Origin of the sequence: Campylobacter sp. BCW_6467 (assembly GCF_001762855.1) — a bacterium.
GTDB lineage: Bacteria > Campylobacterota > Campylobacteria > Campylobacterales > Campylobacteraceae > Campylobacter_D > Campylobacter_D jejuni.
The window spans coordinates 51051-73243 of record NZ_MJXP01000006.1 but is presented as its reverse complement, the minus strand read 5'-3'; the positions used below and the strand labels follow the sequence as shown (position 1 = coordinate 73243).

At 32.1% G+C, this 22193-nt stretch carries 18 protein-coding genes; 11 read left to right on the top strand and 7 right to left on the bottom strand.

What is annotated here, in order from left to right:
• Nucleotides 1–185: 185 nt before the first annotated feature.
• The 3 genes from AJ888_RS00520 to AJ888_RS00510 form a co-directional block, all read right to left on the bottom strand.
• On the bottom strand, nucleotides 186–1232 hold the full coding sequence (locus AJ888_RS00520; RefSeq protein ID WP_079396326.1) for a type II asparaginase: 1047 nt from the start codon (nucleotides 1230–1232) through the stop codon (nucleotides 186–188).
• Between the two features lie 85 nt (nucleotides 1233–1317).
• The gene (recJ, locus tag AJ888_RS00515) at nucleotides 1318–2889 is read right to left on the bottom strand and encodes a single-stranded-DNA-specific exonuclease RecJ (protein ID WP_002860872.1); all 1572 of its coding nucleotides are present in this window, start codon (nucleotides 2887–2889) and stop codon (nucleotides 1318–1320) included.
• Nucleotides 2876–4507, bottom strand: a complete 1632-nt coding sequence (locus AJ888_RS00510; protein WP_002860871.1) for a CTP synthase — start codon at nucleotides 4505–4507, stop codon at nucleotides 2876–2878. Before AJ888_RS00510 ends, recJ begins: the two co-directional genes overlap by 14 nt.
• Before the next feature lie 119 nt (nucleotides 4508–4626).
• Here AJ888_RS00510 and thyX point away from each other — a divergent pair, with 119 nt between their 5' ends.
• Entirely contained in the window at nucleotides 4627–5250 is a 624-nt protein-coding gene (thyX, locus tag AJ888_RS00505) for an FAD-dependent thymidylate synthase (protein WP_002853111.1), read from the top strand.
• A 119-nt stretch (nucleotides 5251–5369) separates the two neighbouring features.
• Nucleotides 5370–6755: a cation:dicarboxylate symporter family transporter gene (locus AJ888_RS00500; RefSeq protein ID WP_032603262.1), complete on the top strand. Its 1386-nt coding sequence runs from the start codon at nucleotides 5370–5372 to the stop codon at nucleotides 6753–6755.
• 38 nt (nucleotides 6756–6793) lie between these two features.
• On the opposite strand, the gene AJ888_RS00495 is transcribed toward AJ888_RS00500, so the two are convergent.
• Entirely contained in the window at nucleotides 6794–9163 is a 2370-nt protein-coding gene (locus tag AJ888_RS00495) for a ribonucleoside-diphosphate reductase subunit alpha (RefSeq protein ID WP_002860869.1), read from the bottom strand.
• A 15-nt stretch (nucleotides 9164–9178) separates the two neighbouring features.
• On the bottom strand, nucleotides 9179–10507 hold the full coding sequence (gene purB / locus AJ888_RS00490) for an adenylosuccinate lyase (protein ID WP_002860868.1): 1329 nt from the start codon (nucleotides 10505–10507) through the stop codon (nucleotides 9179–9181).
• Nucleotides 10508–10583: 76 nt separating this feature from the next.
• Here purB and AJ888_RS00485 point away from each other — a divergent pair, with 76 nt between their 5' ends.
• The 6 genes from AJ888_RS00485 to dsbI all read left to right on the top strand — a co-directional run bounded on the left by AJ888_RS00485 (nucleotide 10584) and on the right by dsbI (nucleotide 17052).
• Nucleotides 10584–11486 (top strand): RluA family pseudouridine synthase, encoded by a 903-nt coding sequence (locus tag AJ888_RS00485; RefSeq protein WP_002860867.1) that lies wholly within the window; start codon nucleotides 10584–10586, stop codon nucleotides 11484–11486.
• A 111-nt stretch (nucleotides 11487–11597) separates the two neighbouring features.
• On the top strand, nucleotides 11598–12470 hold the full coding sequence (locus AJ888_RS00480; protein ID WP_002860866.1) for a fumarylacetoacetate hydrolase family protein: 873 nt from the start codon (nucleotides 11598–11600) through the stop codon (nucleotides 12468–12470).
• An 87-nt stretch (nucleotides 12471–12557) separates the two neighbouring features.
• Nucleotides 12558–13472, top strand: a complete 915-nt coding sequence (locus AJ888_RS00475) for a cytochrome-c peroxidase (RefSeq protein WP_002860865.1) — start codon at nucleotides 12558–12560, stop codon at nucleotides 13470–13472.
• The gene (locus tag AJ888_RS00470; RefSeq protein ID WP_002860864.1) at nucleotides 13462–15240 is read left to right on the top strand and encodes a methyl-accepting chemotaxis protein; all 1779 of its coding nucleotides are present in this window, start codon (nucleotides 13462–13464) and stop codon (nucleotides 15238–15240) included. The genes AJ888_RS00475 and AJ888_RS00470 overlap by 11 nt, the downstream gene beginning before the upstream one ends.
• A 106-nt stretch (nucleotides 15241–15346) precedes the next feature.
• Nucleotides 15347–15514 carry a disulfide bond formation protein Dba gene (gene dba, locus AJ888_RS00465; protein WP_002779270.1) on the top strand — a complete coding sequence of 56 codons (168 nt, stop codon included), beginning with the start codon at nucleotides 15347–15349 and terminating at the stop codon, nucleotides 15512–15514.
• Nucleotides 15515–15525: 11 nt separating this feature from the next.
• Nucleotides 15526–17052, top strand: a complete 1527-nt coding sequence (gene dsbI / locus AJ888_RS00460; protein WP_002860863.1) for a disulfide bond formation protein DsbI — start codon at nucleotides 15526–15528, stop codon at nucleotides 17050–17052.
• Nucleotides 17053–17072: 20 nt separating this feature from the next.
• Here dsbI and queC read toward each other — a convergent pair whose 3' ends face one another.
• On the bottom strand, nucleotides 17073–17747 hold the full coding sequence (queC, locus tag AJ888_RS00455) for a 7-cyano-7-deazaguanine synthase QueC (protein ID WP_002860862.1): 675 nt from the start codon (nucleotides 17745–17747) through the stop codon (nucleotides 17073–17075).
• A gap of 76 nt (nucleotides 17748–17823) precedes the next feature.
• Here queC and AJ888_RS00450 point away from each other — a divergent pair, with 76 nt between their 5' ends.
• Both AJ888_RS00450 and AJ888_RS00445 read left to right on the top strand, forming a co-directional pair.
• Nucleotides 17824–19050: an HD domain-containing protein gene (locus tag AJ888_RS00450; RefSeq protein WP_044794013.1), complete on the top strand. Its 1227-nt coding sequence runs from the start codon at nucleotides 17824–17826 to the stop codon at nucleotides 19048–19050.
• Nucleotides 19051–19141: 91 nt separating this feature from the next.
• Complete coding sequence (locus AJ888_RS00445; RefSeq protein ID WP_002860860.1) at nucleotides 19142–19666, top strand: YagU family protein; 525 nt, start codon at nucleotides 19142–19144, stop codon at nucleotides 19664–19666.
• 11 nt (nucleotides 19667–19677) lie between these two features.
• On the opposite strand, the gene ilvD is transcribed toward AJ888_RS00445, so the two are convergent.
• Nucleotides 19678–21354, bottom strand: coding sequence for a dihydroxy-acid dehydratase (gene ilvD / locus AJ888_RS00440; RefSeq protein WP_002860859.1), 1677 nt, complete (start codon nucleotides 21352–21354; stop codon nucleotides 19678–19680).
• A 158-nt stretch (nucleotides 21355–21512) separates the two neighbouring features.
• On the opposite strand from ilvD, the gene AJ888_RS00435 reads away from it, so the two are divergent.
• On the top strand, nucleotides 21513–22160 hold the full coding sequence (locus tag AJ888_RS00435) for a ferritin family protein (RefSeq protein WP_002860858.1): 648 nt from the start codon (nucleotides 21513–21515) through the stop codon (nucleotides 22158–22160).
• Nucleotides 22161–22193 lie beyond the last annotated feature (33 nt).

Genomic DNA, 22193 nt, shown 5'->3' with positions numbered 1-22193 from the left:
TTAAATAAAGGATTAAATAATATAAATATTTGTGTAAGTATTTATATAAGTATTTGGTGGGTTAAAAAATGGGGGTTATATTTTAATGATAATAAAAAATGCAAGATATAATATACTATTATTAGGATTAAAAGGCTTGACTTAGGGAAGATAAATTCCCTAAGTTTAGAAATATTTAAAAAATTTTAATATTTTAAAAAATACTCTTGAATTTTTTTAGGATCACTTGTTTTTGTAAGCGCTAACATAAGCAAAACTCTTGCTTTTTGAGGATTCAAATCTTCAGCACTAATAAAACCTAATTTTTCATCTGAATCACTCACAGCAACACGACCTGCTACAACCCTTGAACTTACAACAACATCAAGTCCTTTTTTTATAAGCTCTTTTAAAACATTTTTTTGATCTTCATGTATACTTCCTGCACCACTTCCTGCAACAACTATGCCCTTAGTTCCATGTTCAAATAAAGCTTTTGCAGCGACACCACTACCATCATTTGAATAGCTATAAAGAATATCTACTTTTGGCAAACTTGTGAGTTTACTTACATCAAAAGGAGCGTTTTTTGCATGAGCTTTAGTAACATTATTATAGAAAAAGACTTTACCATCTACTATATAACCCAAATCCCCAAAATCAGGAGAAGAGAAAGCATCAACATTTAAACTATGGGTTTTTACTACACCTCTAGCACTTAAAATTTTATCATTCATAGCTACCATAACACCCTTGCCCTTAGACTCTTTATCAGCAGCTAATGCTACAGCATTGTAAAGATTTTTTGGCCCATCTGCACTTATAGCAGTTGATGGACGCATAGCGCCAACTAAAACTACAGGCTTATCACTTTTAATGGTTAAATTTAGAAAATAAGCAGTTTCTTCCATGGTATCAGTACCATGAGTTATAACCACACCATCCACCCCTTCAGCAAAAAGCTTATTGATTTCTTTAGCAAGCTTTAGCCAAATTTCATCACGCATATTTGAACTATCAATATTTGCTATTTGTTCCCCGCTAATATTAGCTAAATCTTGAATTTGTGGAACCGCTTTGATTAAAACATCTACACCAACAACCCCAGCTGTATAACCTGTTGTGGCAACAGCACTATCAATAGAACCTGCTATCGTTCCACCTGTTGCTAAAATAGCAATCTTTGGTTTAGCTTCTGCCATACATGCTCCTATAGATAAAAATACTAATACACATAATAGTAACTTTTTCACAATTCTCCCCTTATTTTGTTAAAATTCATTTCATTAATGAAACTTATATAATATTAATAAATAATAAATAAAAATTTTATAAAATTTATAAAATTTCTTTAATAACAAATTGTGGAGTTACTAATCCTCTAAATTCATTCTTAGAAATACTTCCAAGCAAAGAAATATTTTGATTCAATTCTGGCTCTTTATCAAAATTAAAAAATAAAGCTTCTATGGTTTTATTTTCCTTGGTTAAAATAAGCTTTAAGTGTTTTTCATCTTTACCTAGAAGTTTTTTATTTTTTACACAAAGATTTTCTAAAACAAAAAAAGGTCGTGGATTTTTATGTCCAAAAGGTTCAAAAGATTCTAAAATTTCAAGCATTTCAAAATCAATTTCGCTAGGTTCTAAGATTCCTAAAATTTCATCTGTATCCAAAAATTCACTTTCAGAAATTTGCGAACATTCTTTTTTGATTTTATTTTTAAATTGTTCAAAATTTTCAGAGTTTAAACTGATTCCAGCGGCACCTTTATGACCACCATAATTGCTTAATATAGAATTTGTCTTAGAAATTAAAGCTAAAATATCAATCTTGCCAACACTTCTTGCGCTACCTTTTAAGTGTTCTTTATTTTGAGAAAATACAAAAGCAGGTTTATTAAAATGTTTAGCTAAACGACTTGCCACAATCCCTAAAACCCCTTCATGCCAATTTAAACCCGATACCACAATACAAGAATCGTTTTCATCGATTTGATTTAAACTATCTTCAAAAAGCTGTTTTTCTTCATCTTTACGACTTTCATTAAAACTAACAATTTGCTCTAGATATTCTAAAGCTTTATTAAAATCTTTAGTGTGTAAAAATTCATAAGAAATACTTGCATCATCCATTCTTCCAGCACTATTTATAAGCGGAGCAATTAAAAACCCTATATTATCAAGAGCAAATTTATCCTTTTGATAATAATGCTTAATAGCCCTAAAAGCAGCCCTTTTAGATTTGTTAATATGATCTATACCACGCCTTACTAAAGCACGATTTAAATCTCTAAGTTCCATCATATCTGCAATAATTGCAATCGCCAAAAGTTCTAAAAATTTACACATGTCATATTTAAGCTTGCACACCTCTTTTAAAGCCGCTATCAAATACCATGCAACTTGAGCTCCACAAATTTCAATTTCTGGAAAATCACAATCTTTTTGCTTTGGATTGATAATGGCAAAAGCATCAGGTAAAACATCTTGAGGCATATGATGATCAGTGATAATCAAATCTATATTTTTTTCTTTACAGAGTTTGGCTGCTTCAAGAGCAGCTATTCCATTATCTACTGTTATTATTAAATTTACATCAAGTTCGTTAATAATCTCAGCATTTAATCCATATCCATCTTTAAAACGATTTGGAATTCTTACTATATAATCAAAACCTATATCATCGAAAAATTCTGCCATAATAACACAAGAAATGATTCCATCAACATCATAATCCCCTACTATGGCGACTTTCTCATTTTTTTCTACAGCTTCTTTGATGCGATTAGCTGCTTTATATGCATCCTTTAAACAGCATGGCAAAGGCAGATCACAAAGTTTGGTATGCAAATCTTTTTCAAAGCGTGAAGCCAAAATTTTTTTAATTTCATTTTTATTAATTATCTTCATAGTTTATAGCTGCCTTGATAAAACCGCAAATCACAGGGTTAACATGCTCAAGTCTTGAAGTAAATTCTGGATGAAACTGCACAGCCAAGAAAAAAGGATGACAGTTAAGCTCAACTGCTTCGATCAATCCTTTGCTTTCACCACTTACAATCAAACCGTGTTTTTCAAAATCTGCTCTATATTTTGGATTTGCTTCATAGCGATGACGATGGCGTTCTTTTACACTTTTTGCTTCATTATAAACCTTAGCCAAAAGGGATTTTTCCTTAATATCGCATTTATAAGCTCCTAAACGCATAGTTCCGCCTAAAGGAGTTTTTGCAGTACGAATTTGTTTTTCTCCATTTGTATCCATAAATTCATCAATCAAATAAACCACAGGATTTTGGCATTTCTCATCAAATTCACTTGAATTTGCATCTTTAAGTTTTAATACATTTCTAGCAAATTCCACCAAAGCAAGCTGCATACCCAAACAAATTCCTAAAAAAGGAATTTTATTTTCTCTTGCGTATTGAATGGCTTTTATCTTACCTTCTACACCACGATATCCAAATCCCCCTGCAACTAAAATTCCACTCACATCTTTAAATACTTCAGCACTTTCCATATTTTCAAGTTTTTCACTATCTACCCATTTTAACTCCACTTTAGTATCTAGAGCTGCACCTGCGTGTATAATAGCTTCAGTAAGGCTTTTATAGCTTTCTTTTAAATCCACATATTTGCCTACAAAAGCGATTTTAACTTCATTGCTTGGAGCTATAACTCTTTTTACCAAAGAGTCCCAATTTTCCATATTAGGTTTTAAATTTTTCAAATCCAAAATTTCAGCAATAGGGCTTAAAATATCTTGCTTTAAAAAATTAAGTGGAATTTGATAAATACTAGCCGCATCAACACTTTCTATCACGCAATTTTTTTCCACCCCACAAGAAATAGCAATTTTATCTTTTAAATCTCTATCAAGAGCTTTTTCACTACGACAAATAATCATATCAGGACTAATGCCTATGCGTCTTAACTCGCCTACACTATGTTGAGTTGGCTTTGTTTTTAATTCCCCTGCAGCCTTGATAAACGGTACTAGAGTAAGATGAATATTCATAGCATTATTTTTACCCACTTCCAAACGCAAAGCACGAATAGCTTCTAAAAAAGGCAAGCCTTCTATATCCCCAACAGTTCCGCCTATTTCAACGATAAGTATATCTTTACCTTCTCCTGCTTTTTTAATGCGATCTTTGATTTCTCCTACTATATGAGGGATAACTTGAATGGTTTTGCCAAGATATTCTCCACGCCTTTCTTTTTCAATCACACTTTGATAAACGCGTCCTGTAGTAAAGTTATTATCTTGAGATAAACTCTCATCCAAAAAACGCTCATAATGCCCCAAATCAAGATCCGTTTCTGCTCCATCATCAGTTACAAAAACCTCTCCATGCTCAAAAGGACTCATAGTGCCTGGATCAACATTGATATAAGGATCAGCTTTTAAAATACTCACTTTAAGCCCTGAATTTTTTAAAAGTGTTGCGATAGAAGCAGCAGCTATCCCTTTACCCAAAGAACTTAAAACTCCACCTGTTACAAAAATATATTTTGTTTGTTTCATTGATAATAAGCCTTATTTTTTTATCTAATTATAACTTGATAAAACTTTTTATTTCATTAGAATTTTAAGTAAAAAATGCAAGAATTACAAAAAATATTTTTATCAAAAAAGGAATAAGCATGCAAATCACTTTACTTTTTCACACTCCATTATCTGTTTGTTCTCATGCAACAAGAACTTGTTGGCAAAGCTTTGAAAAAGGCGATTGCGGTGGCGAAAAAGATAAAGAACTTATCGATCGCGTGGGCAACAAATTCAAACACGCTTCAACCTTAGAACATCTAAACTATACTTTTTATATACAAGGAATTTCAAGAGCTTGCTTACAAGAAGTTGCAAGACACCGTCACACTAGTCCTAGTGTAAAAAGCACGCGTTATACCTTAAAAGAACTTCGCAATGAAGCTGAATTTAAAATAGGAGATTTTGAAAATGCAAGCCGTTATCTTGTGCTTTGTGGTAATGAAGAGGTTGATAACGCAAGCATTAAAGCCTTAGAAAATTTACGCACTATTTTACAAAAAAGCATTAGTCTAGATATAGCCAAATACTGCTTACCAGAAAGCTATAAAACCGAACTTACACTAACGATTAATGCAAGAAGTTTACAAAATTTCATATCTTTGCGTAGTTCAAAATCAGCTCTTTGGGAGATTAGAAATTTAGCAAATGCTTTATTTGAAGCCTTACCACAAGAACACAAATTTATATTTGAACATTGCTTACATAAAGATATAGAATAAATCATACTAATTTTATCTTATTTAAAATATTTTTATGCTACCATTTATAAAATCAAGCTTTATGCAAGTATATTTTCATATACCTTGTGCTTGATTATAGTTTCTTATAAGGACTTTTTATGGATAAACAATTTTTTCAAGATTTTCTAATGATTTCACAAGCTCATACTATAACTACTCTTGCTATGCTTTGTGTTGTTTTTTACGCATTAAAAAAAATGCGGGATATAAAAATCAATTTTTCTCTTCGCATGCTATTTGCGCTTTTAATGGGTTTGGGGTTTGGTTTTGCTTTGCAATATTTGGCAAATTTTCCAGATGCTAAAGAAGCAAGTAATATTCTTTGGTATAGTGAAACAAAACATTGGTTTGCATTTGTAAGTTCTGTTTTTGTAGCTTTTATAAAAATGCTAGTTGTTCCTCTTGTAAGCATTTGCATTATAAAAGTAATTATAGAAATTGATAAAAATATCAAAATATCCTCCTTGCTTGGAATAAGTCTTTTTTGGATACTCTTTAGCACAGCCATAGCTGCAACCTTGGGTATATTTTTAGGTTATAGTTTTGATTTAGGAAGTAATTTTGCTATACATGAAGGAGATAAACAAATTCGCGAAATTCAAACTTTTTCAAATATTATACTAGGACTAATACCTAGCAACATCATTACAGCTATTAATAAAGAAAATATTATAGCTATTGTCATTTTTTCTTTTTTTATAGGAATTAGTGCTAAAAAAATTTCTAAAAAAGAAGAGTATGAACAAGCCTTTAAAAGTTTTCATAATTTTATCCTAACCTTTTATAATATTATGATGAACATGACTGCTACAGTTATTAGATTTATGCCTTATGCTGTAGTTTGTATGATGGCTAATGTGCTTTTAAGCAATGGTTTTGAAGCTATCAAAACAGCTGGACTTTTTATAATGCTTATTTATATAGCTATGTTTATAATGTTTGGGGTGCATTTTTTACTTCTTGCTTCACAAGGGTTAAACCCTATAAAATATGCAAAAAAAGCCTTTCCTGTATGGTTATTTGCATTTAGCTCAAGATCTTCTTTAGGCACTTTACCTATGACCACTTCAACTTTGCAAAATAAATTTGGAGTTAATTCAGCTATAGCTAATTTTGTAGCATCTATAGGTACAACAACAGGACTTAATGGTTGCGCAGGATATTTTCCAGCTTTAGCAGCAGTTTTTGTAGCTTTTGCTACACATACACATATTGATTTTACATTTGCTTTAATGATAGTTTTGGTAGCTGTGATTGGATCCTTGGGTATAGCTGGGGTACCTGGAAGCGCAACTATGGCAGCTTCTATTATGCTAGCAGGGATTGGATTTGGTAATAATTTTGTCATGCTAAGTTTGATTTTAGCCATAGATCCTATTATAGATATGGCAAGAACAGCAAGTAATGTCTCAGGAGCTATGACTTCGGCACTTTGTACTGCAAAAAATCTAAAAGCCCTAGATAAAGAAATTTACAATTCTTAATCTCTTAAAACCCAATATTTTTCATTGGGTTTTAGTATTTATTGGCAACCTTCACATTCTATGCTACGATCTGCAACATTGACTTTTTCACTATCAGGGCTTTCGCTTCTTAGATAATAAGTAGATTTTACTCCGAGCTCCCAAGCGAGTTGATAAATTTCATTTAAATATCCCCCACTTGCTTTATCAAGCGATAAAAAGATATTTAAACTCTGCCCTTGATCGATCCATTTACCACGCACAGCAGCAGCCTTTACAAGAATTTTTTGATCAAGTTCGTAGGCTGGAGTATAGTATTGCCAAGTATCAAGGCTTAAATTTGGCACAACAACAGGTATCATACCACTTAAATTTTGTTCAAACCACTTTCTTTTGTAAACAGGTTCTATAGTCTGCGTAGTACCCACTAAAATAGAAATAGAAGAAGTAGGTGCAATGGCCATCAAATAACCATTTCTCATACCATCTTTTTTAACTTTTTCTCTAAGTTTAACCCAGTCGCATTCACTTTGATCAAATAAGCCCTCTCTTAAAGTTAAAGCTTTAGCCTTAGGACTTGCTACATCAATAGGAAAAATCCCCTTGCTCCAATTTGATCCTTCAAAATCTTCATAAGAACCTTTTTCAAGAGCTAAATTTGAACTCGCATTAATAGCCTCAAAGCTAATTTGTTCCATAATCTCATCGATTTTATTTAAATGCTCATCGCTTCCCCAATGAATCTTAGCTTCAGCAAGCATTTGTGCCTCACCCATGACTCCAAGACCTATGGCGCGAGATTTTAAATTTGTATCTTTTACTTTTCTATGAGGATAAAAATTTAAATCTATCACATTATCAAGCATACGAATAGCCGTTGGCACAACACGCTCTATATCTTCTTTAGTATACACTTTGCTAAGATTTATACTTGCTAAATTACAAACGGCTGTTTTTCCATCATTTTTATATTTTTCCACTATATAAACTTTATTACCATCAATACTATCTAAAGTTGAGATTTTTTTGGCTGGTTTTTCATATCCCCCATCGATCACAACTTTTTGTTCTTCATCAAAATGAAGCTCATCTCCATTTTCAAAAACTACTTTAATTTGATAATAATTTGGCTCGGTATTTTGAAAAATTTCAGTACATAAATTTGAACTTCTAATAATTCCTACATGAGCATTTGGATTTGCTCTATTAGCACTATCTTTAAAACATAAAAATGGCAAGCCTGTTTCAAAATAATTTAGCAAAATTTTCTTCCAAAGCTCTTTAGCTTCTACGATTTCTTTGGTAATGCTTTCATCTTTTTCATATTCTTCATAGCGTTTTTCAAAAGCCTCGCCATATAAATCACACAAATCCGCTGTATCTGCAGGATCAAAAAGAGTCCATTTATCATTAGCTCTTACTCTCTTCATAAAAAGATCATTGATCCATAAAGCAGGGAAAAGTTCATGAGCACGGCGTCTTTCTTCACCTGAATTTTTACGCAAATCAATAAAATCACTTATATCCATGTGCCAAGGTTCTATATAAACGGCTATAGCTCCTTTTCTGGTTCCTAGTTGATCTACTGCCACGGCAATATCATTAGTAATTTTCAAGAAAGGTATAATCCCTCCTGCAGCGTTTTTATGTCCATCTATGCTTCCACCCATAGCACGCACTTTAGACCAATCCCAACCTATACCGCCACCAAATTTAGAAAGCAAAGCCATTTCTTGATAAGAATCAAAAATGCCTTCAATATTATCAGGAGTTGAACCTATATAGCAAGAGCTAAGTTGATGGCGCGTTGTCCTAGCGTTTGATAAAGTTGGAGTTGCAAGCATGAGTTCAAATTTAGAAATAAGATCATAAAATTTCTTTGCCCATTCTTGGGGATTAAATTCATTCTGCGCTAAAAACATCGCAATGGCCATAAACATTTGTTGAGGAAGTTCTATAGGCATACCTTTACTATCTTTAATCAAGTATCTATCATATAAAGTTTTAATACCAAGATAAGTAAATTGCATATCGCGTTCAGGCTTAATATAAGCATTTAAATCATCTAAATCGTATTTTTCTTTAAGACCAAGTAAAATTCTTCCTTCTTTTTCGCCCTTTTCAAAATATTCACGCAAATGATTATAGCGATTCATACCATTAACTTTCTTATACAAATCAAATAAAAAAAGTCTAGCTGCAACAAAGGTCCAATTTGGACAATCAATATCTATTTTATCTACTGCAGTTTTAATTAAAGTTTTTTGAATTTCTTCAGTTGAAATTCCATCGCGAAATTGAATCTTTGCATCGAGTTCAAGTTCGCTTAAATTCACACCTTCTAAATCTTTTACAGCATCAGAGGTGCATTTTTTAATCTTAGAAATATCCAATTCTTCTGTGCGACCATTTCTTTTAATAACTTTCATTGCCTTCCTTGCTTTTTATTTAAATGTTCTTTTAAAAATTGCATCAACATTTTTTATATAGTAGTTATAATCGAAACATTTTCTTACATCCTCTTCGCTCAAACTTTTTCTTAAATCCTCATCCTCTAAAAGTGCCAACAAAAACAAACTTTCATTTTTTTCATTGATAGCAGCCTTGCCATTTTGCAAATCCGCCCAAACTTTCATAGCATTTCTTTGAACTATTTTATAAGCTTCTTCACGACTAATGCCTTTAAATGGAAGCTCTAAAAGCACCCTCCCTGAAAATACAAGCCCGCCTGTAAGATTTAAATTTTTCATCATATTTTCAGGATAAACCAAAAGCTTATCAATCATATTTGTAAGACGCATAAGCATAAAATCAGCCGTGATAAAAGCATCAGGCAAAATAAATCTTTCGACACTAGAATGAGATATATCTCTTTCATGCCAAAGTGCAACATTTTCTAAAGCTGGAGTTACAAAAGATCTAAGCACACGACAAAGCCCTGTGATATTTTCACTTAAAACGGGATTTCTTTTATGTGGCATAGCTGAACTTCCCTTTTGTCCTACACTAAAATACTCTTCAGCCTCATAAACTTCAGTTCTTTGAAAATGTCTTATGGCTACAGCGATTTGCTCACAACTTGAAGCTAAAATCGCAATAGCAGAAATAACTTGAGCGTAACGATCTCTTTGAATCACCTGATTTGAAACAGGAGCGGCTTTAAGACCTAAATTTTTACAAACTTCTTCTTCAAATTCCAAAGGTGCATGAGCAAAATTTCCCATTGCACCGCTGATTTTTCCATAGCTTATCACTTCTTTTGCATGTTCTAAAAGCTCTTTTGCATGCAAAATTTCATCATACCAAATAGCTAACACCAAACCAAAAGTGATAGGCTCTCCATGAATTCCATGACTTCTTCCTACCATTAAGGTGTTTTTATGCTCCAAAGCACGCTTTTTGATCACTTCTAAAAGCAAAGAAACATCTTCTAAAATAAGCTCCAAACTCTCTTTTATCTGTAAAGCAACAGCTGTATCTATACAATCAGAACTTGTCATTGCATAATGCACAAAACGACTCTCTTCTCCCAAACTTTCACTTACACTTGTAAGAAAAGCGATAACATCGTGTCTTGTGGTTTTTTCTATTTCGTCTATTCTTGCAATATCAAATTTTGCATTTTTAAGAATTTTTTCGCAGTCTGTGTCATCAATGAGACCGAGTTTATTCCAAGCTTTTACAGCGGCTAATTCTACTTTTAACCACGCATCATATTTTGCTTGCATGTCCCATTTTTTAGCCATGATTTCTCTGCTATATCTTTCAACCATCTTTGAAACCTTTTTAGCTATAATTTTATATTTAAAAAACGGAAATTATATCAAATTATCCTAAGAAAGTTATTAAATGGCCTACATAAAAATAAAACTCTCAAACAATGGAAAAAAGGCGTTTCAAGTCCTTATGGAAAATTTAAAAATTAGCATAAATGAAGCACAAAAACTCATAGACAAAAAAAGACTTTTTTGTGATGGAATTTTAGTAGAAGAAAAGAATAAAATTTTAAATGGTTTAGTAGAGCTTATAGTCTATAAAAACAATCCCAAAGGAGTAGAAATTGTCTTTGAAAATGAAGACTTTGCCATACTTGAAAAAGAAAGTGGGATCTTAAGCCATCCAAATGGTAGACATTGCAAATACAGTCTTAGTGATGAAATTTGGCATCTTTGGGGAAAAGAGGCTTGCGTAGCACACAGGCTTGATAAAGAAACGAGCGGACTTATACTTATAGCCAAAAATAAAAAAGCTCAAATTGATCTTAAAAGCTTGTTTGAAAAAAAACTGGTTCAAAAAGAATACCTTGCTCTAGCTCATGGAAAAATAGAAGAAAATTTTATAGTTGATAAAGCTATAAATTTAACTAAAAACTACGATGATGTAAAAACAAGAATGCAAATTTGCAAAGAAGGAAAACAAGCTATCACTGAATTTGAAATTTTAGAATACTTTCCTAAAATCAACGCTACTCTTTTACTTTGCAAACCCTTAACAGGCAGACAACATCAAATAAGAGTACATTTGCATTATAAAAATCATACCATTTTAGGCGATCCACTTTATGGGCTTAGTAAAGAACAAATCGAAAGTATTTTAGATGAAAAATTAAATCCTAAAGAACGCTTAAAACTTACAGGTGCCTTGCGTTTGTGTTTGCATTCTTATCGTTTGAAATTTCAATATAAAAATCAAAATTTTGATATCAACTCAAAAATAAACATAAAAGAAATTTTTAACAATTCCATAAAATAAAATGATGTTTCACTACGCTACAATCAATCACTTTTTTACCAAATTTTAAAACAAAAAAATAATTCTTGCTAAAACTTTAAGTATAATTAAATAAAAAAGCGAGATTTTCTAATGAAATTTGTTAATTTTATACAGGATCAAAAACCCAATCTAGGAGTACTAAATTCTAGTGGAAAAATTGTAAGTTTTGCTGATCTTGGCATTGAAACTAACGATATGAATGAATTTATTATCTATTTTGATAAATTTAAACACAAGCTTACAGACTTGGATTCTAAAATAGCCTATGAAATTCCAAAAGAAGATTATCTAGCTCCTATTATAGAACCTCGTCAAGATATTATATGTCTTGGGATTAATTTTTTAGATCATGCCAAAGAATCTGCCAAATTTAAGGGTGAAAAATTTGAAGAAAGAGAATATCCTGTATATTTTGGAAAACGCTGCAATCAAGCTACGCCACCTTTTGGTGATATACCTTTACATGCAGATGTAACTTCTCAGCTTGATTATGAATGTGAGCTTGCATTTATTTTAAGTAAAGATGCTTATAAAATCAAAGCTAAAGATGCAAAAAATTATATCTTTGGCTATACTATTATCAATGAAATTTCAGCTCGCGAACTTCAAAAACGCCACAAACAATTCTACCGAGCAAAAAGTCTTGAAGGTAGCACTATAATGGGACCTTATATCACAAGCGTAGATGAAATTTCTTATCCTCCTAAACTCCAACTTCAAAGCTATGTCAATGATGAACTACGCCAAAACTCTAACACCCAATTATTTATTTTTGATATTGCTTATGTCTTAGAAGAACTTAGCGCGGGCATGCTTTTAAAAGCTGGAAGTATTATATCTATGGGAACTCCTAGTGGAGTGGGCATGGGGTTAAATCCACCTACTTTTTTAAAATCAGGAGATAAAGTACGTTGTGTCATAGAAAATTTAGGAGAACTTTGCAATAAAATAAAAAAACTTTAAATAAAAAATATCAATATATTAAACAATTTACCAAAATTAAAGTATAATGACATTCTGAGAAATTTAAACTTAAGGTAGAAATTTATTATGAAAAAAATAATAATAATTTTATGTTTATCTTATGCAAATATAGTCTTTGCAGTAGATATGATAACCCCTATTCCAAATTCCATCCCTTATGATAAAGAAAAAGCTAAGCTTGGAAAAAGTCTTTATATGGATAAAAGCTTATCCAAAGATGGAAAAGTTTCATGTAATACCTGCCATAGGCTTGATCAACACGGCGTTGATGGACTTGAATTTTCAATAGGAGTTGATAATCAACTTGATAAACCTTTTAACACTCCTACAACCTTTAATTCTGTGTTTAATTTTGTGCAATTTTGGAATGGCAAAGCCAAAGATTTAGCAGAACAAGCAAAGGTGCCTTTTTTTAATCCAAAAGAAATGGGACTAAGTCCTGAACTTCTTTTACAAAAAGTTAATTCTAATGAAGATTATGTAAAAACTTTTAAAAAACTTTATGGAGAAGTTACGGTAGAAAACATAGCTCTTGCAGTTGCAGAATTTGAAAAAACCTTAATCACTCCAAATTCTCCTTTTGATCGCTATCTTAGCGGAGATCAAAATGCTATTTCAGCTCAAGCTAAAAAAGGTTATGAAGATTTTAAAGCTAATGGCTGCATTTCTTGTCATCAAGGTCAAAATATAGGTGGAAATATGTTTCAAAAAATCGGTATTTTTGAAGAATACCCAAATCAAGAAGATTTAGGACGCTATGAAATCACAAAAAGAGAAGCTGATAAAATGATATTTAAGGTTCCTAGTTTAAGAAATATAGCCAAAACCGCGCCTTATTTTCATGATGGTTCTATACCTACTTTAGATGCTTGTGTTCAGTTTATGGCTTACTATCAACTAGGAAAATTTTTAGATCAAAAAACAGTTGATAATATAGTTGCATTCCTAGAAAGCTTGACAGGAGAATATCATGACAAATAAAAAAAGTTCATTTTTGATAAAATTTATTATTTTATCTACGCTAGTTTTAGCTTTTATTCTTGTTTTGCTAGGTATTATTTTTAACAACTACTCCTCATCTAAAGATAATAAAGACTTAATAAACATAGTTCAGCAGCTACAAATTTCAGATGAAAAAATCAATTCCGTTTTTCAAAATAGTTTTAATTTTATTAACTATGATCCAAGTGTTCAAGCAATAAAAAAAATGCAAGAAAACTTTAAAAAACTTAAAACTTTTGGGATTGATATAAGCAAAGCGGAAGAAATTTTTAATGCCAAACTAATCCAGCTTAATTATTTCAAATCCGCAAATTCCATAGCGGTAAATTCAAAACTTTATTTGTTTGAATTAGCTAAAAATTATTTTGAAGAATTAGAACAAAACCATGAAACAAATAAAAACAACTATAGAACAATGAGTTCTATGTTAAGCGTTCTTTCAACTGAAAGTATTTTGCAAAAAACAACACTCAATCAACTCAACAGCCTTATGAAAGAAATCAAAAACGATACAAAAAGTGAAAATTTACAACTTTTTCTAAAACACTATAAAATGATTGTAAAACAGATTTCTATTATGCAAGATAATTCTTCTATTTATGAGAATAATTCTCTTATGAAAGAGTTAAAACAACTTAACGCTTTCACTCAAAATGCTGTAGAACAATCTAATTTATTTAAATTTTATATCGCTTTAACAGTATTTGGAATCACTCTTGTATTATTTGTATTTTTTATTTTATTAACACTAAAAAAAGTCATCATGCCAATTCATACTTTAGAAAAACTAAGCGCTAATTTAGCTAGTAAAGAAGCCAATCTACACTCTCGTTTAAATATAGATCCAAAAAGCGAACTTGGACAAAGTGCTCAATATATTAATTCATTTATATCCACCGTTCAAAACTCAATCATAGAAGCCATAGAAAATGCTAAATCAAGTCATCAAAATTCACAAAAGCTCAAAAACAACTCTATGATGCTTGAAAACAGTTCTAATTCACAACATGAACAAATTCAAGGCGTTAAAGAAATCACCTATGTCTTAGATGATCATATCAATCTTGCGGGAAATTTAGCACAAGAAAGCATAGAAAATATGCAAGATATGCACATACTGATGGATAAGGTAGAACTTACTCTATCTGAACTTGTAAATTTAATAAATGAAAATAATGAAAAAGAGCAAAATATAGTAGCCAATATGGATAATCTAACTCAAAGTGCAGATAATATCATAGAAATTACAAGTTCTATTAGAGATATAGCCGATCAAACCAATCTACTTGCCTTGAATGCAGCTATTGAAGCTGCAAGAGCGGGCGAACATGGACGGGGTTTTGCAGTTGTTGCTGATGAAGTAGGTCAACTTGCCGATAAAACAAGTAAATCTCTTTTAAATATAAATGCTACTGTTAATGCTATAGTCCAACAAATCAATGACAACAAAGCCTTGATGGATCTTATCCATGATTCTATGAAAGAAACCTCTTTAAAAACCAATGATTTACAACAAGAACTTGTAAATTCTATGCATAAACTAGAAAGCTCTATAGAATCAACCCAAACCATGAAAGATAAAAGCATGGAAGTAAAAGATAAAATGCTTATCCTAGGAACAAGCATAGACAAGGTTAATGAACTTGCAAATTCTGTTAAAGATTTATCATCCGAAATCAATAATATCTCTCAAAATGTTCTAAATGGTGCGTCTAAACTCTCTGAAAAATTAAGTAGCTTTCAGTAACTTTTTTCGTGTTAATTTAAATTAACACGAAATTTTAATAAAAAATTTATCTTTAATTTATGTTTTTAAAGTAAAATTAACGGTTTTTATTTCATAAGGAGATACTATGGAGTTTCTTGAACTTTTATTAGTTTTAATCGCCTTGATACTGATTATCAAAAAACCAGAAAAAGAAAATTTGGCTTTTGGTTTAGTAATGGTAGCTTGGCTTTTAATGGTTTTTTTCTATGTTGGCCACAAAACAGGCGCACTATTAACAATAATGAATCTGTAAGGAAGGGCTAAATGAACGAAATCAATAAAACAAAAAATTTCTACACACTAATGTGTTTAGCAGGCTTTTTGATCATACTCTTACCTGTAGGTATTGCAAATTTTGTATTTGGTTATATGTTGGGTGATAGTCCCTGCACACTTTGCTGGGGACAAAGAGAAGCAATGATCTTTATCGGTGTGATGGCGCTTTTCATTGTTCGTTATGGTATGAAAGGTAAATACCTTGCTGCTCTTTTAATCATGACAGCAGTAGGCCTTTATCAATCTTTTGCTCACTATGGCAATCACGCTCATAGAGATTTAGATCAAGGTTTTGGTTTAGCAGTTTTTGGTATCCATACTTATTTTTGGGCTGAAGTGGTATTTTGGGCTGTTGTATTGCTTTTAGGTGTGATTTTTGCTTTTGCTCCTAAATTTAATGCTTTTGAAGCAGAATTAAATGGAGAAAAATTTAGAAAATATACGAAATTTTCTCTCGCAGCTGTAGTTATCAGTGCGATTGTAGTAGCTTCAAATGTTTTCCAAGCTTTTGTAAGCACAGGAATTCCTCCTTATGTGGGACAAGGCGATCCTGTAAGATTTAGCTTAAATCCAAAATACATCATTTGGAGTAAAGAAGGTTGGAATGGTTTATGGCAAAATATTTCTTTCTTAGGAAAGCGCGATGTTAAAGCTCCTGATTATGCTTTTGCACCTGCAAGTGAAAAACTTGGCATAAAATTTGATAATGATATCAACAATGCTCCATTTGCAAAAATCAATGATGAGCTTAAAATCACAAATGAACAAACTATAAATTTTGACAAAGCCATCAATACTCTTGATTATATCAACAATGAATTTGTAGCAAGCTCTAAATGGGATGTGGCTTTCTTAGATAATAATTTTAGCGTTAAAGAAGGTTTTGAGCTTGATCCTTATTTTTCAGCTACTATCGATCCAATTATTGGCATCATACCTTATATGAACGATAAATTCATTCTTATGGGCTCAAACAAATCTTTCTTAAGATTTGCAAAAAATCCTAATGCTAGTGAAGAAGATATCGCTAAACAATACGCTGATTTTGTAAAAGGTAATGATAAATTTAAAGGCCAAGGCGAAGGTTTAGGTCGTGGAAGACTTGATACTGTAAGAGCAAAATTTAACCATGTAGCAAGCATGACTACAGATGGAAATTATCTTTATCTTGCAACTGTTCCAAACAACAAAGACGCTAAAACTTTTGTAATCTCTAAAATTTCTTTAAAAGATCGTGTTCTTTCAGGAGAATTTACTCCAAAAGCAAATCTTAAAGAAGGTAAAACTTTAGGCGATCTTTATGTAACTTCTATGACTTTTAAAGATGGAGAAATTTATGCACTAAGCAAAAATCACAATGTGATTGCCGTAATTGATCCAGTTAAGGAAGAAGTAGTAAAAACTATCGCTTTCCCAAGCTCTATCACTAATGCTAGAAGTATTTTCTTTAAAGATGGAAAAATCAACATTCTTTCTTATCAAGATGGAGCAAACAAGCTTTATACTCTAAACTAAGCTTTAAGTCCTAGTGAAAACTAGGACTTATATTTGATCTTATCTTTAAACCCTGCTTTTTCAAAACCTCTTAAACGAAGCAAACAACTATCGCACTCCCCACATGCTTCATCTTTACTCTCATAACAAGACCAAGTAAGTTCTAAAGGTACATTTTCTTTTAAGGCTAGTTCTACAATTTTAGCTTTGTTCAGTCTAACAAGCGGAGTTTTTATACAAACTTTGAAATTCTTACTCGTACCTTCATTGATAAATTCTTGTGCCTTTTGTATAAACTCATCAGTACAGTCAGGATAACCACTGCCATCTTCTTCTACCACCCCTATAAAAATACTCTCACAATTTTCCTTTTCAGCCAAAGATCCTGCTATGCTTAAGAAAATTCCATTGCGAAAAGGCACATAGGTGATAGGTGGGGTATCGCTTATGCAAAGCTCATTTTTAGGAATGTCTATACTTTTATCGGTTAAGGCATTACCCCCTATATCTTTGATAAAACTCACATCTAAAATATAAGATTTTTCTACTTTTAAAGCCTTGCAAATTTGCTTAAAACATTCTCTTTCTTTCTCTTGAGTGCGTTGTTCATAATCAAAATGCAAAGCGATGATTTCATAACCTTCTTTTTTGGCTAGATAAGCACACAAAGTACTATCCATACCGCCACTTATGATACAAAGTGCTTTTTTACTCATTTTTATCCTTAAATTTGCTATAATTTCGCAATTTTAACGAAAATTTTTAAATTTAAATTGCAAAAAAGGCAAAAGCATGATAAACATAAAACTCATAGAACACATTTTTAAAGCCGCTTCTATCAGTCGTTGGAATGATTATCCAAGAATGGCAAATTTGGTTGAGCTTGACAAACAAGCTCATAAATTCATCATCGCATATTTTATCGCTAAAATGGAAAAAGATGTGGATATGAGAGTGATTATAGAAGGGGGAATTTTTGAGTTTTTAAGTCGTGTGGTAGTAACCGATATACGCCCTGATGTGTATCATGAAATCGTGCGTCAAAAAAAAGCTGAAGTTAATGCTTGGGTTTTAAGCAAAATCGAACCTATGATAGAAGATATAGAAGAAGGAGAGTTTTTAAAGCGTTTTGAAGCGTATTTAAACGGCAATGCTTATACTAAAGAAAGACTTATCTTAAAAGCAGCTTCGTATTTTGCTACAAGATGGGAATTTAACATAGTTTATCAAACCTCAGCTTTTTTAAATGATATTGATGAGATTAAAAACAAAGTTGAAGAAGAATTAGAAGATTACTATGAGCTTATAGGAGCTAGAAAAATCGCTTTAAATCAAAAAATTGCAAAAATTATTGATCTTAGCGGAAGACTTCGCTTTCAAAAGCGTTGGGCTCAAACTCCACGCATACCAGAAACTGCGGTTTTAGGACATATGCTTGTGGTGGCGATTTTAGGATATTTTTACTCACTAAAAATCAAGGCTTGCGATAAAAGACTTGAGAATAATTTTTATTGTGCTTTGTTTCATGATTTGCCAGAGTCTTTAACGCGTGATATTATCAGCCCTGTAAAATACGGTATTGATGGGCTTCATGATATCATAAATGATTATGAAATGAAACTTATTAATGAAAGAATTTTACCCTTTGTGCCTGAGGGTTTAAGGGCTGAGTTTTCTTATATTTTAGGTATTAGAGAAGGTAGAAATGATGAGTCAAATTTTGTAAAAAATGAGTTTGAAAATCGCACTTATAAAAATGCTAAAATAGAGCTTTGTAGCGGAAGTTTAAGTTCTTTTAATGAAAATGAATTTGGTGCTATAGATGGTAAGGCGCTTAAATACTGCGATAAAATTGCTGCTTATATAGAAGCAGGACTTAGTATAAGCTATGGTGTAAAGTCTAAAGAACTTGAAAGTGGTTTTTTAGGAATGTATGAGTTTTTTAAAGAAAATCCTACTATAGATGGGGTGAATTTTTTTGAAATTTGTGAAAGTTTAAGAGAGTATTTTAAAATTTAAATAAGATTTTTATGCTCCTATTTTCAATATATTTTAAACAAAAATATTATAAATTCAAATTTTATTTTGTATAAAATATAAAGGAGTTATTATGAAAAAATACTTTCAAAAGCGCTATACTTTAGCCTTTTTTATAGGTATATTAGCGGGTATTTTCGGAGCTATTGTTAAATGGGGTTGGGAAGTACCTTTTCCTCCAAGAAATCCCAATGTTTTTTGGCCAGCAGATGCTTTAGAACGTGTTACTCCACCTAAAATTTTTCTAGAACAACTAGGCTTACCTACTGATTGGACTTATATGTTTTCAGGTATGCAAATGCCTTTGTCAATTTTTATAGTGCATGTTGGTTTTTCTATTGTTTTTGGAGTGGCTTACTGTATGATAGCGGAAAAATGGCACCGCATTACTATGTGGCAAGGTGCAGTTTTTGGATTTTTTGTTTATCTTTTTGCCCATGTTATTGTAATGCCTTTAATTGCAGAAGTTCCACCACTTTCTGAAATTCCTTTTGATGAACACCTGTCTGAAATTTTTGGCCATATTGTTTGGCTATGGGGTATGGAAATAGTTCGTAGAGATATAAGAAATCGTATAACCAAAGAAATAGAAGAATGAAAGTTTTCCTTTCATTCCATATCCAAAACCGCACCTTTACTAGCATTGCTAACAAGTTTTTGATACATTCTAAGCCATCTTGAAGGCACTTCTTTTTGAGGTAATACAAATTCTTTTTTGCGTTTAGCAATTTCTTCTTCGCTTAAATTTGCATGAATAGTATAAGCATCTACATCAATTTCTATTTCATCTCCATCTTTTAAAAGTCCTATAAGACCACCTTCAGCTGCTTCAGGGGAAATATGACCCACGCTTAAACCCCTTGTAGCCCCACTAAAACGACCATCGGTGATTAAAGCCACATCAGCACCCAAACCCATACCCATTAAAAGTGAAGTAGGGCTTAACATTTCTTGCATACCAGGACCCCCTTTTGGACCTTCATAGCGTATCACACAAACATTTCCTTTTTGCACCTTGCCTTTGATAATGCCTTTTATAGCTTCATCTTGAGAGTTAAAACAAACAGCTTTGCCTTTAAATTTTCTTTCTCCGATTATTCCTGCGGTTTTTATGACACAACCTTGCTCAGCTAAATTTCCAAACAAAATAGCAAGCCCACCTACTTTTGAGTAAGCATTATCTACTCTACGAATGATATTTTCATCTTTGATTTTGGCATTTTTTAAGCGTTCTTTGAGACTTTCTCCTGTGATAGTCAGTGCATCAAGTTCTAAAATATGTCCTTGTCTGCTTGAAATTTCAGCCATAACTGCACTCACACCCCCTGCTTTGTGGATATCATCCATATAAACACTATTTAGCGATGGGGCTATTTTTGCTATGTGTGCAACTTTGCTTGAGATGAAATTTAAATCTTTAATGTCTAGTGCTACCCCTGCTTCACGCGAAATGGCAAGCATGTGTAAAACTGTATTGCTACTTCCACCCATTGCCATATCTACTACCATAGCATTACGCACGGCTTTTTGAGTGATGATATTGCGAATTTTAAAACGCTCATCTAAGGCGATTTCACAAATACGACGCGCTGCTTTTCTTAAAAGCTCTTCTCTTTCTTTGCTTAAAGCTAAAATGGTTCCATTACCTTCTAGTGCTATACCCATAGCTTCGCATAAGGTATTCATGGAATTTGCCGTAAACATTCCCGAGCAAGATCCACCACTTGGACAGGCTGAACATTCTATGTCTTTAAATTCTTCTTCGCTAATTTTTTTGGCTTCATAAGCCCCTACAGCTTCAAAAACAGAGCTAAGACTGATCTTTTCTCCTTTTTTGGTTACTCCTGAAGCCATAGGCCCACCACTTACAAAAATGGTTGGAACATTAACCCTTAAAGCTCCCATTAACATACCAGGAGTGATTTTATCGCAGTTTGGGATACAGATTAAAGCATCAAGTTGATGAGCATTCATCACTGTTTCAATGGAATTTGCGATAATTTCACGACTTGGTAAAGAATAAAGCATACCTTCATGCCCCATAGCTATACCATCATCTACACCTATGGTATTAAACTCAAAAGGCACACAACCATTTTTGCGTATCTCATCTTTAATGATTTTAGCATAATCATTTAAAAAATAATGCCCTGGGATTATGTCTATATAGCTATTTGCTACACCTATAAAAGGTTTGTCAAAATCTTCATCTTTCAAACCACAAGCACGAAGTAAAGAACGATTAGGTGCTTTTAAATGTCCTTTTTTTATCGCATCGCTTCTCATTGTAACTCCTGATAATAATTTTTTAAAATTATATTTAGCAAAGCTTAATTTTTGTGAAATTTATTTTGATATACATTTTCATAAATGATAAAAATTATTAATTGACAAAAATATTTTTTTATAATACAATGCTTTTTGATAATCAAAAAGGAGTCAAAATGAGACAATATGAAACCTATAAATGCCAAAAATGTGGCAATGAAGTAGAAGTTCAAAATGTAGGTGGCGGTAAGCTTAGTTGTTGTGGTAAAGAAATGAAATGTATCACTACAGATTTAACTGCGGTAAATTTGATGAAAGCTTTTGCAGGCGAATCTATGGCAAGAAACAAATATGATTTATTCGCTGATGTAGCCGAAGAAGAAGGTTGGCATGCAGTTGCTAGACATTTTAGAGAAGCAGCTGAAAATGAAAAATGGCATGCAAGAGCAGAATTTAAAGCATATCATGAAATCGTTGACGGCAAACCTTTAGAAGTAACTACAAAAAACCTAGTAAGTGCTGCAGAAGGTGAAAACTATGAGCACACAACTATGTATCCAAATTTTGCAAAAATTGCTGAAGATGAAGGTAAAAAGGCTATAGCGAGATTATTTACAGCTATTGGTAAAGTAGAGATAGAACACGAAAGAGAATATCTAGCACTTAAAAAAATGCTTGAAGAAGAAGAATTTTTTAATAGCGAAGTAGAAGAATTATGGGTTTGTGAAGTATGTGGACATATACATCGTGGCAAAAAAGCTCCAGCAGCCTGTCCTTTATGTAAAGCACCAAAAGAGTATTTTAAACGCGAATTTTTAGGTTAAGTTAAGAAATTCTTATCCTTTTTAAGATAATAT

What these genes read in the sequence shown, in the direction of transcription:
- recJ (WP_002860872.1), bottom strand. Translation starts at nt 2,889, where the DNA reads ATGAAGATAATTAATAAAAATGAAATTAAAAAAATTTTGGCTTCACGC.
- AJ888_RS00510 (WP_002860871.1), bottom strand. Translation starts at nt 4,507, where the DNA reads ATGAAACAAACAAAATATATTTTTGTAACAGGTGGAGTTTTAAGTTCT.
- thyX (WP_002853111.1), top strand. Translation starts at nt 4,627, where the DNA reads ATGCAAATCACTTTACTTTTTCACACTCCATTATCTGTTTGTTCTCAT.
- AJ888_RS00500 (WP_032603262.1), top strand. Translation starts at nt 5,370, where the DNA reads ATGGATAAACAATTTTTTCAAGATTTTCTAATGATTTCACAAGCTCAT.
- AJ888_RS00495 (WP_002860869.1), bottom strand. Translation starts at nt 9,163, where the DNA reads ATGAAAGTTATTAAAAGAAATGGTCGCACAGAAGAATTGGATATTTCT.
- purB (WP_002860868.1), bottom strand. Translation starts at nt 10,507, where the DNA reads ATGGTTGAAAGATATAGCAGAGAAATCATGGCTAAAAAATGGGACATG.
- AJ888_RS00485 (WP_002860867.1), top strand. Translation starts at nt 10,584, where the DNA reads ATGGCCTACATAAAAATAAAACTCTCAAACAATGGAAAAAAGGCGTTT.
- AJ888_RS00480 (WP_002860866.1), top strand. Translation starts at nt 11,598, where the DNA reads ATGAAATTTGTTAATTTTATACAGGATCAAAAACCCAATCTAGGAGTA.
- AJ888_RS00475 (WP_002860865.1), top strand. Translation starts at nt 12,558, where the DNA reads ATGAAAAAAATAATAATAATTTTATGTTTATCTTATGCAAATATAGTC.
- AJ888_RS00470 (WP_002860864.1), top strand. Translation starts at nt 13,462, where the DNA reads ATGACAAATAAAAAAAGTTCATTTTTGATAAAATTTATTATTTTATCT.
- dba (WP_002779270.1), top strand. Translation starts at nt 15,347, where the DNA reads ATGGAGTTTCTTGAACTTTTATTAGTTTTAATCGCCTTGATACTGATT.
- dsbI (WP_002860863.1), top strand. Translation starts at nt 15,526, where the DNA reads ATGAACGAAATCAATAAAACAAAAAATTTCTACACACTAATGTGTTTA.
- queC (WP_002860862.1), bottom strand. Translation starts at nt 17,747, where the DNA reads ATGAGTAAAAAAGCACTTTGTATCATAAGTGGCGGTATGGATAGTACT.
- AJ888_RS00450 (WP_044794013.1), top strand. Translation starts at nt 17,824, where the DNA reads ATGATAAACATAAAACTCATAGAACACATTTTTAAAGCCGCTTCTATC.
- AJ888_RS00445 (WP_002860860.1), top strand. Translation starts at nt 19,142, where the DNA reads ATGAAAAAATACTTTCAAAAGCGCTATACTTTAGCCTTTTTTATAGGT.
- ilvD (WP_002860859.1), bottom strand. Translation starts at nt 21,354, where the DNA reads ATGAGAAGCGATGCGATAAAAAAAGGACATTTAAAAGCACCTAATCGT.
- AJ888_RS00435 (WP_002860858.1), top strand. Translation starts at nt 21,513, where the DNA reads ATGAGACAATATGAAACCTATAAATGCCAAAAATGTGGCAATGAAGTA.